Raw genomic sequence first — 14,865 nt, forward strand, 5'->3', positions numbered from 1 at the left:
CACCGTTGCCGGGCCCGCGCATGACGCGCGATGACGGGATCCTGACTGCACGACAAAGCCGGCAAACAAATGCTTGACAGGGTGAGAATGATCGTTCATTCTCCGCCGCCTTCGATATTTCTTCCCTTCCGGCCCCTGCCATCGTGTGCAGCGGGCGGTCCTGTCGCGAGTCCATCCATGAGCACGCATTCCCGCCCCCTTTCCGCCACCACCCTCGTACTCGCCGCAAGCCTGTTGCTGACCGCCTGCGGCAAGGGCGACGCGCCGGCCGATGGTGCGCCGCCGCCGACGCCGGTCACCGTGGTCACCCTCAAGCCGGAGACGGTGCTGTTGACGCGCGAACTGTCCGGGCGCGCGCTGGCCTCGCAGGAAGCCGAAGTGCGGCCGCAGGTCAGCGGCATCGTGCAGCGCATGCTGTTCACCGAAGGCGGCAGCGTGCGCGCCGGCCAGCCGCTGTACCAGCTTGACCAGACCGCGTTCCGCGCCGATGCGCAGAGTGCGCAGGCGGCGCTGGCACGCGCGCAGGCGGCATTGGGTACCGCGCGGCTGAATGCCACCCGTTCCGCGGAGCTGGTCAAGATCGACGCGGTCAGCCGCCAGGACGACGAGAACGCGCAGGCCGCGCTGCGTCAGGCACAGGCCGATCTGCGCGCGGCGCAGGCCGCGGTGCAGGGCGCCAACGTGCCGCTCGGCTTTTCCCGCGTCAGCGCACCGATCAGTGGCCGCATCGGCCGCTCCAGCGTGACCCCCGGCGCGCTGGTGACCAGTGCGCAGCCGACCCCGCTGGCGATCATCCAGCGGCTGGATCCGATGCATGTCGAGGTCAACCAGTCCAGCGCCGAACTGCTGCAGTTGCGCCGCGAAATCGAGGCCGGGCAGTTGCAGGGCACCGATTCGGTGCCGGTCGAGATCGTGCTCGAAGACGGCAGCGTGTTCCCGCAGCAGGGGCGTCTGAGGTTCGCCGAGACCATGGTCGATCCGGCCACCGGCGCGGTCGCGCTGCGCGTGGTGGTGGCCAATCCCGACGAGATGCTGCTGCCGGGCATGTTCGTGCGTGCGCGCATCGCCAATGGCGAGCGCCGCGACGCGATCCTGGTGCCGCAGCAGGGCATCGCGCGCGATCCCAAGGGCGCGGCCAGTGCGATGGTGGTCGATGCCGAAGGCAAGGTCGAAGTGCGGCCGGTGGTGGTGAGCCGCACCATCGGCGACAAGTGGCTGGTCGAGTCCGGCCTCCAGGCCGGCGACAAGGTGATCGTCGAAGGCTTGCAGAAGGTGGGTCCCGGGGCGCCGGTGCAGGCCACCGAAGCCGGCGCCGACGGCAGCACCCCGGCGCAGCCCGCCGCCAGTGCGGCACCGGCAGCCGCCCCCGCCACCGGAGCTGCCGACGCCAGCGATGACGCCGCCACGCCCGCCGCAGGCAACGACGCAGCGCAGCGCTGAGCCGCACAGGAGCTTTTCCCATGGCACGTTTCTTCATTGATCGCCCGATCTTCGCCTGGGTGATCGCGATCATCCTGATGCTGGCCGGTGCGCTGTCGATCACCCAGCTGCCGGTCGAGCGCTATCCGGACATCGCCCCGCCCACGGTGACGATCAACGCCTCCTACCCCGGCGCTTCGGCGCAGGTGGTGGAAGACTCGGTGACCCAGGTCATCGAGCAGAGCCTGCAGGGTCTGGACGGGCTGATGTACATGTCCGCCAACAGCCAGTCCAACGGCACTGCCGGCATCAGCCTGAGTTTCGAAAGCGGCACCAACCCGGATACCGCGCAGGTGCAGGTGCAGAACAAGCTGCAATCGGTGATGCCGCTGCTGCCGCAGGAAGTGCAGCGCCAGGGCGTGACCGTGAGCAAGAGCGGCAGCGGCTTTCTGATGGTGCTGGGCTTCGTCTCTCGCGATGGCGGCATGGATGCGCGCGACATCGGCGACTACGTGTCCAGCTCGGTGGTTGACCGCATCGCCCGCGTGCCGGGCGTCGGCGGCACCCAGGCCTTCGGCACCAAGTACGCGATGCGCATCTGGCTGGATCCGGACCGCATGGCCGCCTATGGCCTGAGCGTGGCCGACATCACCAGCGCGCTGCAGGCGCAGAACGCGCAGGTTGCGGTCGGCCAGCTCGGCGGCACGCCGGCCATCGATGGCCAGCAGCTCAATGCCACCATCACCGGGCAGGATCGCCTGCAGACCCCCGAGCAGTTCCGCGACATCCTGCTGCGCAGCCAGACCGACGGTGCCGCGCTGCGCCTGGGTGACGTGGCCCGGGTCGAGCTGGGTGCGGAAAGCTATGCCTTCTCCAGCCGCTACAACGGCCAGCCGGCCAGCGGCATGGCGGTGATGCTGGCCAGCGGCGCCAACGCGCTGGATACCGCCGATGCGGTGCGCGCCGAACTGGAGCGGATGAAGCCCTACTTCCCCGCCGGGCTGGACGTGGTGGTGCCGTTCGATACCACCCCGTTCGTGCGGGTCTCGATCAAGGGCGTCATGCAGACCCTGGCCGAAGCCGTGCTGCTGGTGTTCCTGGTGATCTTCCTGTTCCTGGGCAACCTGCGCGCGACCATCATCCCGACCATCGCGGTGCCGGTGGTGCTGCTGGGCACCATGGCGGTGCTGTACGCGCTGGGCTTCTCGATCAACATGCTGACCATGTTCGCGATGGTGCTGGCGATCGGCCTCTTGGTCGACGACGCCATCGTGGTGGTGGAGAACGTCGAACGCGTGATGAGCGAGGAAGGGCTCTCGCCCAAGGAAGCGGCGAAGAAATCCATGGACCAGATCACCGGCGCGCTGATCGGCATCGGCGTGGTGCTGGCCGCGGTATTCGTGCCGATGGGCTTTCTCGGTGGCTCCACCGGCGTGATCTACCGCCAGTTCACCGCCACCATCGTCACCGCGATGGCGTTCTCGGTGCTGGTCGCGATCGTGCTGACCCCGGCGCTGTGCGCGACTCTGCTCAAGCCGATCGACAAGGGCGAAGGCCACCAGCATGGACGTGGCCCGATCGGCCGCTTCCTCGGCTGGTTCAACCGCAAGTTCGATGCCGGCAGCGACCGCTACCAGCGCGGCGTGCGCGGCATCCTTGGCCGCCCGGCGCGGTTCATGCTGATCTATCTGGCGCTGGGCGTGGCTGCCGGCCTGCTGTTCCTGCGCACCCCCAGCGGCTTCCTGCCGGACGAGGATCAGGGCGTGCTGATGACCATCATCCAGGCCCCGGTCGGCGCCACCCAGGAGCGCACGCTGAAGGTGATCGAGCAGGTCGAACAGCAGTTCATGCAGAACGAAGCCGAGCACATCGAATCGGTGTTCACCGTGCAGGGCTTCAGCTTCGGCGGCAGCGGCCAGAACACCGGCATGGGCTTCATCAAGCTCAAGGACTGGGATGAGCGCAAAAGCGCCGATGCCGGTGCCGCGGCCATCGCACAACGCGCGATGGGCGGGCTGATGGGGATCAAGGACGCGCTGGCGTTCGCGATGTCGCCGCCGGCGATCCAGGGCCTGGGCAGCACCAGCGGCTTCTCCTTCAACCTGATGGACAATGGCGGCCTCGGCCATGCCGCGATGATGGCCGCGCGCAACCAGTTCCTCGGCATGGCGCAGCAAAGCGAGCTGATCACCAATGTGCGGCCCAGTGGGCAGGAAGACGAGCCGCAGTTGCGCCTGAACATCGACCATGCCAAGGCCCAGGCGCTGGGGCTGTCGATCGCCGACGTCAACAACACCCTGGCCACCGCCTGGGGCGGGCGCTACATCGACGACTTCATCGACCGCGGCCGGGTCAAGCGCGTGTTCGTGCAGGCCGATGCGCCCTACCGCATGCTGCCCGAAGATCTGCAACGCTGGTCGGTGCGCAACAATCAGGGCCAGATGGTGCCGTTCTCCGCCTTCGGCACGGCGCATTGGGAATACGGCTCGCCCAATCTGGAGCGCTTCAACGGCATCTCCTCGCTGGCGGTGCAGGGCGAAGGCAAGCCCGGGGTCAGCTCCGGCGATGCGATGGCCGAGATCGAGCGTCTGGTGGCGCAGCTGCCCGATGGCGTCGGCCTGGAATGGACCGGCCAGTCCTATCAGGAACGCGCCGCCGGCAGCCAGACCGGCCTGCTGTACGCGCTTTCGATCCTGATCGTGTTCCTCGCCCTGGCCGCGCTGTACGAAAGCTGGAGCGTGCCCACCGCAGTGTTGCTGGTGGCGCCGATCGGCATCCTCGGCGCGGTGCTGTTCACCATGTTCCGCGGGCTGGAGCGTGACATCTACTTCCAGGTGGCGATGCTGACCTCGGTCGGCCTGACCAGCAAGAACGCGGTGCTGATCATCGAATTCGCCAAGCAGTACTACGAACAGGGCGCGCGCCTGATCGATGCGATCCTGCACGCGGTACGCGACCGCCTGCGTCCGGTGGTGATGACCTCGCTGGCGTTCGGCTTCGGCGTGCTGCCGATGGCGATTGCCAGCGGTGCCGGCTCCGGCGCGCAGCGCGCGATCGGCACCGGCGTGCTCGGCGGCATGATCATCGGCACCTCGCTGGGCGTGTTCTTCATTCCCCTGTTCTACATGGTGGTGGTGCGCCTGTTCATCCGGCGCACGCCACGCACCGAGGCGGAACTCGCCGCTGCGGCCGCTGCCGCGGAAGGAGACGAAGCATGACCAGGCAGATGCGACTGGCCGCGGCGCTGGCCGTGGCCCTGGCCGGCGCCGGTTGCGCCACGTTGGAGCCGGCGCTGCCGGCAGCACAGTCCGAAGTTCCGGCGAACTGGCCGATCCCGGCACAGCCCTCAGGGGTGCGCGCCGAAGGCAGCGATGTCGCCGACGTGGGTTGGCGCGAGATGCTGGTCGATGAGCGTCTCGAGCGCAGCGTGGCCAGGGCACTGGACAACAACCGCGACCTGCGCGTGGCGATGCTCAATGTCGAGCGTGCCCGTGCGCAGTACCGCATCGCCCGCGCGCAGCGCCTGCCGGCGGTGGGCGCCAATGCCAGCATGGAGCGTACCGGCGGCGATGCCCCGGTGAGCGAGACGTACACCGCTTCGCTTGGCCTGGCCAGTTTCGAGCTGGACCTGTTCGGGCGCGTGCGCAACCTCAGCGAAGCGGCGCTGCAGCAGTTCTTCGCGCAGGAGGAAAACCGCCGCGCGGCGCAGATCGCGCTGGTCGCCGAAACCGTGCAGGCGTGGCTGACCCTGGCCGCGGACCAGAGCCTGATGCAAGTCGCCGCAGACACCCTGGCCACCTACGAGGAATCGCTGCGCCTGACCGAACGCCGGCATGAGCTGGGCGCGGTCAGCGGGCTGGAACTGGCGCAGGCGCGCACGCAGGTGGAAACCGCGCGCGGCGACCTGGCCCGCTACCGCGGTCAGGTGGAGCTGGATCGCAATGCGCTGCAATTGATCACCGGCGCGCCACTGGTCGAAGCCGACCTGCCGCAGGGCCTGGAAGACGGCTTGGTGGCGATGCCGCCGCTGCCGGCCGGCCTGTCCTCGGAACTGCTGCTCGGTCGCCCCGACATCCAGGCCGCCGAACACCTGCTGCGTTCGGCCAATGCCAACATCGGTGCGGCACGTGCGGCGTTCTTTCCCTCGATCAGCCTGACCGGCGCGGCCGGCAGCATCAGCAACGAGTTCTCCGGCCTGTTCGATGCCGGCACGCGCTTCTGGCGCTTCGTGCCGCAGATCAACATCCCGATCTTCCAGGGCGGTGCATTGCGCGCCGGGCTCGGAGTCGCCACCGCCAATCGCGACATCGCGCTGGCGCAGTACGAAAAGGCGATCCAGGGCGGCTTCCGCGAAGTGGCCGACGGCCTGAGCCAGAGCGAGGTGCTGGCCGAGCGACGCGCTGCCGCCGAGCGCCTGCTGGCTGCCGCCGAGCAGGCCGAGCGCCTGTCGCGCGCGCGTTACGACGCCGGTCGTGACAGCTACCTGACCCTGCTCGACGCACAACGCATGCGCTATGCCGCGACCCAGGCCCTGCTTGGCTTGCGCCTGGCCGAGCAGGCCAACCGCATCGCGCTGTACCGCGCCATGGGCGGCGGCTGGCGCGTCGAGGCGGGTGCACCATGAGCGCCGGATTGGCTGCCGCCACCGGCAAGTCGCGTGATGCACATGCGCAGGCGCAGCGCGACCGCATCCTCAACGCCGCCCAGCGCTGCTTCACCGAGCGCGGTTTCCACGCCGCCTCGATGGCCGCGATCGCGGAAACCGCGGGCATGAGCCCGGGGCTGATCTACCGCTACTTCGCCAGCAAGTCGGAGCTGATCCATGGCATCGTCGGCCGCCAGATGGAGCTGCTGGCCGATGACATCCAGCGCCTGGAATGTGCCGCCAAGGATCCGATATCGAGCTTCCTCGACGCCTTCCGCGAGCGCGATGCGGAGCGTGACGGGCACATGCTGGAACCGGCATTGGTGCTGGAAATCACCGCCGAATCCAGCCGTGACCCGGTCATCGCCGAAGCCATGCAACGTTTCGATGCACGCATCGACGCGGCGCTCGGCCAATTGCTGGCCATGCCGCGCGAGGCGGGCGGCTTCGCCGTGCCGCGCGAGAAACTGGCGAGCCGGGTACTGCTGATGCGCGCGCTGATCGACGGGCTGAAGTCGCGTCAGGTGCGCGAGCCCGAGCTCGCCCTCGACCTGCTGCGCGACGCCCTGACCGATGCCCTGCCGCGGCTGATGGGCGAATAACCGGCGGCCGGCCGCGCCACGCGGCCCGTGCTCATTGCGCGCCGGCAAACCCCTGCTGGCGCCAGGCCTCGAATACCAGCACCGCCACCGCGTTGGACAGGTTGAGGCTGCGCTGGCCCGGGCGCATCGGCAGGCGCACTCGATGCGCGGCCGGTACCGATTGCAACACCGCCTCGGGCAGACCGGCGGTTTCGCTGCCGAACACGAAGGCATCGCCGGGCTGGTATTGCACGGCGTCATGGCGCCGCGTGCCGCGGGTGGACAGCGCGAACACGCGCCCCGGGGCGACTGCCGCCAGGGCCGCGGCAAGATCCGCATGCACGCGCAGCTCAGCGTACTCGTGGTAATCCAGCCCGGCGCGACGCAACAGCTTGTCGTCCAGCGAAAAGCCCAGCGGCTCGACCAGATGCAGCCGCGCGCCGGTATTGGCGCACAGGCGGATCACGTTGCCGGTATTGGGCGGGATTTCCGGCTGGTGCAGGATCACGTGGAACATGGCGGGCAGGCTGGGAGGGAAGGGCGGCCGCGTCATCATGCGCGCCACCTGCAGGGCGCTCAAGGCGGGGCCTGTCCGTGGTGACTTCCGACCCATGCCGCGGCCATGGTCAGCAGTTAGCATCGGGCTTTTCCCGAACCCGGATGGACCCATGAACCGACTCCGTGCACCGCGCGCCGCCGCCCTTGCCCTTGCCCTGTCCACCGCCCTTGGTGGGCTGATCGCCGCCCCCGCGCTCGCCGCCAAGGCCGCCCCTGAAGTGAAGTTGCCGTATGAAACCTTCACCCTGCCCAACGGGCTGCGGGTGGTGGTGCACACCGACCGCAAGGCGCCGATCGTCGCGGTCAACGTCTGGTATCACGTCGGCAGCAAGGACGAGCCCGCGGGCCGCACCGGCTTCGCGCACCTGTTCGAGCACCTGATGTTCAACGGTTCGGAAAACCATCGCGGCGAGTATTTCGCCCCGTTCGAACAGGCCGGTGCCACCAACATGAACGGCACCACCAATACCGACCGCACCAATTACTTCCAGAACGTGCCGACCACCGCGCTGGACATGGCGTTGTGGATGGAGTCCGACCGCATGGGTCACATGCTCGGCGCGATCGACCAGAAGACCCTGGACGAGCAGCGCGGCGTGGTGCAGAACGAAAAGCGCCAGGGCGAGAACCAGCCCTATGGCCAGGTCTGGGAAACCGTCACCCGCACCATGTATCCGAAGGGGCACCCGTATCACCACACCGTGATCGGCTCGATGAACGACTTGAACGCCGCCACGCTGGATGACGTCAAGAACTGGTTCCGCGCCTGGTACGGCCCGAACAACGCGGTGCTGGTGCTGGCCGGCGACATCGACCTCGCCACCGCCCGGGAAAAGGTGGCGCGCTACTTCGGCCACATCCCGGCCGGTCCGAGCATGGCCCAGCCCAAGGTCGATCCGGCGCCGCTCAAGCAGTCCGGGCGCACCGAGATGCAGGACAAGGTGCCGCAGGCGATGGTGCGCCGGGTGTGGAACGTGGCCGCGCGCGGCAATCGCGACGAGGAATTGCTGGATCTGTTCAGTGCGGTGCTCGGCGGCAGCGCCACCTCGCGACTGGATCGCCGGCTGGTGTACCAGGACAAGCTGGTGGATGGCGTGGCGACCGGCAATTACAGCTCGCAGCTGGGTGGCAGCTTCCTGATCAATGCCATGGTCAAGCAGGGCGTGGACCCGGCCAAGGTCGAAGCGGTGATCGACGAGGAGCTGCAGAGGCTGCTCAAGGACGGCCCCACCAGCGAGGAGCTGGAACAGGCGCGCACCGCCTACAACGCGCGCGTGGTGCGCGGCATGGAGCGCATCGGCGGTTTCGGCGGCAAGGCCGACATCCTCGCCGCCTGCACCGTGTTCGAGAACAATCCGGGTTGCATGGAGGAGGCGCTGGCCGCGATCAATGCCGCCACCCCGGGCAGCGTGCGCCAGGCCGCGCAGCGCTGGCTCGGCGCGCCCAGCCACACCTTCGTGGTGCTGCCGGGCGAGCGCACGCCGCTGCAGGAGGAGCCGAGTGCCGAACCGGCGCCGTTCGTGCTGCCCAAGGCCGATGCGCGCTACACGACCACCGCCAGCACCATCGACCGCAGCACAGGCGTGCCCAGCGTGGACGAGTTCCCCGACCTGGTGTTCCCGGCGCTGCAGCGCGGCAAGCTGGCCAACGGCAGCACCGTGGTGCTGGCGCAGCGGCATGACATCCCGGTGGTGCAGATGAGCTACCAGTTCGATGGCGGCTATGCCTCGGACGCCGGCGGCAAGCTCGGCCGTGCCAGCTTCGCCATGGGCATGCTCAACGAGGGCGCCGGCGAGCTCGACTCGCTGGCGTTCAAGGCGCGCGCCGAATCGCTGGGCGCCCAGCTTGGCGCGGGTGCGGCGCTGGATGGCGGCAACGCCTTCATGTCTGCACTGAAGTCCAATCTCGACCCGTCGCTGGCGCTGTTCGCCGACATGCTGCGCAAGCCGCGCTTCAACCAGGCCGACATCGACCGCGTGCGTGCGCAGTGGATCGCCAGCATCGCCCAGGAGAAGGCGCAGCCGAGCGCGGTGGCGATGCGCGTGCTGCCGCCGTTGCTGTACGGCGAAGGCCATCCCTACGCGATCCCGTTCACCGGCAGCGGCACCGAGGAGGCGATCAACGCGCTGACCCGTGACGACCTGCTCGCCTTCCAGCGCGAATGGCTGCGTCCGGAGAACGCGACCCTGATCGTGGTCGGCGACACCACCATGGACGAGATCGTGCCGCTGCTGAACAAGCACCTGGGCGACTGGAAGGGCGAAGGCCCGGCGGCCAAGGCCAAGCCGTTGCCGCAGGTGACGCGCCCGGACAAGGCGACGGTGTACCTGATCGACCAGCCCGGCGCGGTGCAGGCCAACATCATGGCCGGCCAGGTGATGCCCTCCACCCGCGACCCGGAAGCGGTCAAGCTCGGCATGTCCAACGACATCCTCGGCGGCAGCTTCACCTCGCGCCTGAACATGAACCTGCGCGAGGACAAGCACTGGTCGTATGGCGCGCGCACCTCGCTGGTCAACGGCCTCGGCCAGCGCCCGTGGATCGCCAGCGCCCCGGTGCAGATCGACAAGACCGCCGAGGCGATGCTGGAGATGCGGCGCGAATTCGCCGAATACGCCACCGGCAAGGCACCGGCCAGTGCCGAAGAAGTGACCAAGGTGGTCAACAACGACGTGCGCAGCCAGCCCGGCGCCTACGAAACCGCGCGTGCGGTGATGGGCACCATCGGCGGCATCGTGCGTTACGGCCGGCCCGACAACTGGGTGCAGCTGCGCAATGCCGAAGTCGAGGCCTTCACCCCGCAGCAGGCCAATGCCGCGGCGCGCGCGTTCGCCCCGGACAAGCTGGTCTGGGTGGTGGTCGGCGACCTCAAGCAGATCGAAGCGCCGGTGCGTGCACTGGACTTTGGCGACGTGGTCATCCTCGATGCCGACGGCAAGCCGGTCGGCAAGTCCTGATCCGGCTCGGGTCGCCCGCAGCGGCGACCTTGACCACGAGGTGCCTGCCGTTCAGGCGGGAGGTTCCCCTCGCACGCGATGCCCGCCACAATGGCGGGCATCGTCGTTTCCCCCTCGCGATGGAGCCCCCATGCGTATTGCCACCACCGCACTGCTTGCCGCCTTCACCCTCGCCGCCTGCACCTGGGTGCCGATCAAGCCCGAGGCGCAGCAGGTGCGCGTGTTGCGCGCGGCGCCGGCGGGCTGCGAGAAGCTGGGCGAGATCGATGTCGAAGTCACCGACAAGGTCGCCCTGTACCGGCGCAACGCGATCAAGGTCAGTGACGAGCTGGAAACCCTGGCGCGCAATCAGGCCGCCGCGATGCCGGCCACCGACATCCATCCGCTCAGCCCGCCCGCGGACGGCAAACAGCGTTTCGCCGCCTGGCGCTGCGCACGCTGAACGAGCCGCTGTTGCGCATCGGCCCGGAGAGCATGAAACCGGCTAAAATGGACGGTCTTTGTCCTGTTCCAGAGTGGCCCCGCCATGCTGTTCGAAAACGTCGCCATCGCCGGCCTCGCCCATGTGGATGCCCCGCATGAGCTGAGCTCGGAGGAAATCAATCGGCGGCTCAAGCCCGCACTCGACCGTTTCGGCATTCGTGTCGACGTGCTGCGCGACATCGCCGGCATCCATGCGCGCCGCCTGTGGGGCGGGGACAAGCTGGCTTCCGATGCCGCCACCGAGGCCGGGCGCAAGGCATTGCGCGATGCCGGCATCGGTGCCGACAAGCTGGGCCTCCTGGTCAGCACCTCGGTCAGTCGCGACTACCTCGAGCCCTCCACCGCCAGCATCGTCGCCGGCAATCTGGAGGCGCCCGACACCTGCCAGAACTACGACGTCGCCAATGCCTGCCTGGCCTTCATCAACGGCATGGACATGGCCGCGCGCATGATCGACCGTGGCGAAATCGACTACGCACTGGTGGTCGATGGTGAAACCGCCGACCTCGCCTACGAGAAGACCATCGAGCGCATGCTGCGCCCGGACGCGACCGAGGACGAGTTCCGCAACGAGTTGGCCACCCTGACCCTGGGTTCGGGTGCCGCCGGCATGGTGCTGGCGCGGGCCGACCTGCATCCGGACGCACCGCGTTACAAGGGCGGCGTGACGCGTTCGGCCACCGAATGGAACACCCTGTGCCGCGGCAACCTCGATCGCATGGTCACCGACACCAAGCAGTTGCTGATCCAGGGCATGCAACTGGCGCAGAAGACCTTCAACGCGGCGCGCCAGGTGATGGGCTGGGCGGTGCATGAGCTGGACCAGTTCGTGATCCACCAGGTCAGCAAGGTGCATACCCAGACCCTGATCAAGACGTTCGGCATCGATCCACAGAAAGTCATGACCATCTTCCGCGAACATGGCAACATCGGGCCGGCATCGGTGCCGATCGTGCTGTCAAAGCTCAAGGAGGCCGGGCGTCTGCGCAAGGGCGACCGGATTGCCCTGCTCGGCATCGGTTCGGGCCTGAACTGCACCATGTCCGAAGTGGTCTGGTAAGCGTCGCGCGGCGCCCCGGCGCATGAAACTGCCCGATTACCCGTTCCAGCCGCAGCGCTTCGAGGTGCGCCCCGGCATCGGCATGAGCTTTCTCGACGAAGGCCCGCGCGATGGCGAGGTTGTGCTCATGCTGCATGGCAATCCGTCATGGAGCTTCTACTGGCGGCACCTGGTGCTGGCGCTGCGTGACCGCTACCGCTGCATCGTGCCCGACCATGTCGGCATGGGCCTGTCCGACCGCCCGGACGACGCGCCGCAAGCATCGCCGCGCTACGACTACACCCTGCAATCGCGCATCGACGACGTGGATGCGCTGCTGCGCCATCTGGGCATCAGCGGCCCGCTGACCCTGGCGGTGCACGACTGGGGCGGCATGATCGGTTTCGGCTGGGCACTGCGCGATCCGGCGCGGGTGGCGCGGCTGGTCATCACCAACACCGCCGCATTCCCGCTGCCCGCAGCCAAGCCGATGCCGTGGCAGATCGCCATGGGCCGCCACTCGCGCCTGGGTGGCTGGCTCATTCGCCGCTTCAACCTGTTTGCGCGCGGTGCGGCCGCGTTCGGCACCGTGCGCATCCTCGAGCCGGCGGTCAAGCGCGGCTACAGCGCCGTCTACGACGGCTGGCGCGAGGCCATCGCCACCCTGCGCTTCATGCAGGACATCCCGCTGGATGCGCGCGATCGCGCCTGGCCGTTGCTCAAGGCCGCCGAAGCCCGTCTGCCCGACTACGCCGACCGTCCGGCGCTGATTGCCTGGGGCTTGCGCGACTTCGTGTTCGACCGCCACTTTCTTGCCGGCTTCACCCGCGTCCTGCCGCAGGCCGAAGTCCATGCCTCCACCGATGCGGGGCACTACGTGCTCGAAGATCGGCGCGAAGATCTGCCGCAGGTGATTCGCGAGTTCCTGGATCACCATGCGCCGGGGTACGCCTCCTGAGGCGTTGAACAACCGTTTTTCTGCCGGAGGCAGCCAAGGCTGCCATGGTGAGGCTTTTTTCACATCCATGAATGTGAACCATGGCACAATTTGCCCGTGAACTGAGAATGAAGGCAATCGTGCGTGCGCGCAACAAGGGCAGTGCCGTCAATGCATGGCGGCCCAAGCCGTACGAGTCGCCGGACTACTGAAATACATGAGGGGGCATGAGTGTCTGGCAAACTGACTGAGACCATCATGGGTCGCGCGCGGCGCATTGTCTGGGCGGGCCTTGCCTTCATCGCACTGGCTCCGCTCGCGGCCCAAGCGCAGGTTTCCTGCCCCAACACCACCAACCCGGATTGGTGTGCGACCAACACCGCGACCGTGGCGCCGCCAGCCGACGTCGTCGACAGCACGCCAGGCAACAACAGCAGTGAGGTCAGCAACCGCGTCCTGCAGCCGGTCACCGTGACCAAGAACGTGACCGGCGCCCCCGCCGGTGGCGTCAGCGGCGATTTCGGCTTCACCTTCACCTGCGGCACGGCTACCTATCCGGGCACGATCAGCCTGACGAATGCCACCACCGGCACCGCCATGGTCAACATCCCGCGCGGCAGCAGCTGCACCCTGGCCGAAACCAGCAAGGCCGCCGCTCCGACCGGATACGCATGGGGCACTGAAACCTACACGCAACTCGGCGGCCCGGTGAGTTCGGCCAACAACGCCGCGACGATCATCAACCCGTTGAGTCCGATTCACGCCGATCTGGTCACGACCAAGACGGTGGACAACGCGACCCCGGCGGTGGGATCGAACGTGGTGTTCACGCTTGCGGTGACCAACAACGGGCCGTCGGATGCGACGGGCGTGTCGCTGACCGACCAGCTGCCGTCGGGCTACGCCTACGTGTCGCACAACGCGAGCGTGGGCACGTATGACAGCGGTACGGGCGTGTGGACGATCGGCGGCCTGACCAACGGTGCGTCGGCGACGCTTGCGATCACCGCGACGGTGAATGCCAGCGGCGAGTACACGAACACGACGACGGCGGCGTCGGGCAACGAAACCGACCCGACGACGACCGGCGATGATCTGACCGAGACGACGACGCCGACGGCGGTGGCGGACGTGTCGGTGACCAAGGTGCTGGACACGGCCGGCCCGTACGTGGTGGGGCAGACGGTCAGCTACACGATCACGGTGAGCAATGCGGGTCCGTCGCCGGCGACGAATGTTGAGGTGACGGATACGCCGACGAACCTGTCGAACCTGGTGTTCACAGGCGCCTGCACGGCGATGCCGTGCACGATCGCCTCGATCGCGTCGGGTGCGACCGAGACGATCGCGGTGACGGGCACGATCACCGCGGACGGTGCGTTCAGCAACAGCGCGACGGCGACGCCGAGCGAGACCGACCCGGACCCGGGCAACAACACCGGTACGGATGGTGGGAACGCGATCAATGTGATCGACGCGGTGGACGACGTGTTCGGTCCGGTGAACGGTGGCAGCGGTGGCAGCGCGGGCAACGCGTATGCCAACGACACGCTGAACGGTGCGCCGGTGGATCCGGCGCAGGTGACCGGCACGGTGCTGACGCCGGCGACGCCGATCGGTGGTGGCCCGGTGCCGGTGCTGGATCCGGCGACGGGCGAGGTGACGGTGCCGCCGGGCACGCCGGCGGGCAGCTACACGATCGAGTACCAGATCTGTGAAGTGCTGAACCCGACGAACTGCGACACGGCCAGCATCACGGTGACGGTGAGCGCGCCGGTGATCGACGCGGTGGACGATGACTTCTCGGGTGCGCCGATCAATGGCGGCTCGGGCGGCACGACGACGTCGGTGCTGGTGAACGACACCTTGAACGGCTCGCCGGTGGTGCCGGCCCAGGTGACGCTGACGCCGGGGACCAGCCCGCACACGGGCCTGGTGATGAACCCGGACGGCACGATCACGGTGTCGGCGGGCACGCCGGCGGGGACGTATACGTACCCGTACACGATCTGCGAGGTGCTGAACCCGAGCAACTGCGACACGGCGACTGCCGCGGTGGTGGTGGCTGCGGCGCCGATCGTTGCGACGGACGACGTGTTCGGTCCGGTGAACGGTGCGAGCGGTGGCAGCGCGGGCAATGCGTACAGCAACGACACGCTGAACGGTGCGCCGGTGACTCCGGGCCAGGTGACCGGCACGGTGCTGACGCCGGCCACGCCGATCGGTGGTGGTCCGGTGCCGGTGCT

General features: G+C 68.1%; 10 protein-coding genes. 9 read left to right on the forward strand and 1 reads right to left on the reverse strand.

Annotated features, from left to right (window positions below; genetic code table 11):
• Positions 1-177: 177 nt before the first annotated feature.
• From ACW11F_RS11575 to ACW11F_RS11590, 4 genes are read left to right on the forward strand one after another with little or no spacing between them, the layout of a single operon-like run.
• Entirely contained in the window at positions 178-1,440 is a 1,263-nt protein-coding gene (locus ACW11F_RS11575; protein WP_456997071.1) for an efflux RND transporter periplasmic adaptor subunit, read from the forward strand.
• Positions 1,441-1,460: 20 nt separating this feature from the next.
• On the forward strand, positions 1,461-4,637 hold the full coding sequence (locus ACW11F_RS11580; protein ID WP_456997072.1) for an efflux RND transporter permease subunit: 3,177 nt from the start codon (positions 1,461-1,463) through the stop codon (positions 4,635-4,637).
• Positions 4,634-6,043 carry an efflux transporter outer membrane subunit gene (locus ACW11F_RS11585; RefSeq protein ID WP_456997073.1) on the forward strand — a complete coding sequence of 470 codons (1,410 nt, stop codon included), beginning with the start codon at positions 4,634-4,636 and terminating at the stop codon, positions 6,041-6,043. Before ACW11F_RS11580 ends, ACW11F_RS11585 begins: the two co-directional genes overlap by 4 nt.
• The gene (locus ACW11F_RS11590) at positions 6,040-6,666 is read left to right on the forward strand and encodes a TetR/AcrR family transcriptional regulator (protein WP_456997074.1); all 627 of its coding nucleotides are present in this window, start codon (positions 6,040-6,042) and stop codon (positions 6,664-6,666) included. Before ACW11F_RS11585 ends, ACW11F_RS11590 begins: the two co-directional genes overlap by 4 nt.
• Before the next feature lie 31 nt (positions 6,667-6,697).
• On the opposite strand, the gene trmL is transcribed toward ACW11F_RS11590, so the two are convergent.
• Positions 6,698-7,162 (reverse strand): tRNA (uridine(34)/cytosine(34)/5-carboxymethylaminomethyluridine(34)-2'-O)-methyltransferase TrmL, encoded by a 465-nt coding sequence (trmL, locus tag ACW11F_RS11595; protein WP_456997075.1) that lies wholly within the window; start codon positions 7,160-7,162, stop codon positions 6,698-6,700.
• Between the two features lie 151 nt (positions 7,163-7,313).
• Here trmL and ACW11F_RS11600 point away from each other — a divergent pair, with 151 nt between their 5' ends.
• From ACW11F_RS11600 to ACW11F_RS11620, 5 genes are all read left to right on the forward strand, one after another.
• Complete coding sequence (locus ACW11F_RS11600; RefSeq protein WP_456997076.1) at positions 7,314-10,160, forward strand: M16 family metallopeptidase; 2,847 nt, start codon at positions 7,314-7,316, stop codon at positions 10,158-10,160.
• A 130-nt stretch (positions 10,161-10,290) separates the two neighbouring features.
• Positions 10,291-10,602 carry a DUF4156 domain-containing protein gene (locus ACW11F_RS11605; RefSeq protein WP_456997077.1) on the forward strand — a complete coding sequence of 104 codons (312 nt, stop codon included), beginning with the start codon at positions 10,291-10,293 and terminating at the stop codon, positions 10,600-10,602.
• An 84-nt stretch (positions 10,603-10,686) separates the two neighbouring features.
• Positions 10,687-11,703, forward strand: a complete 1,017-nt coding sequence (locus ACW11F_RS11610) for a 3-oxoacyl-ACP synthase III (protein WP_456997078.1) — start codon at positions 10,687-10,689, stop codon at positions 11,701-11,703.
• Between the two features lie 22 nt (positions 11,704-11,725).
• Positions 11,726-12,640 carry an alpha/beta fold hydrolase gene (locus ACW11F_RS11615; protein WP_456997079.1) on the forward strand — a complete coding sequence of 305 codons (915 nt, stop codon included), beginning with the start codon at positions 11,726-11,728 and terminating at the stop codon, positions 12,638-12,640.
• A 210-nt stretch (positions 12,641-12,850) separates the two neighbouring features.
• The coding region (locus tag ACW11F_RS11620; RefSeq protein WP_456997081.1) for a DUF5979 domain-containing protein at positions 12,851-14,865 on the forward strand (2,015 nt) is incomplete at its 3' end.

The organism is Luteimonas sp. e5, assembly GCF_054031035.1.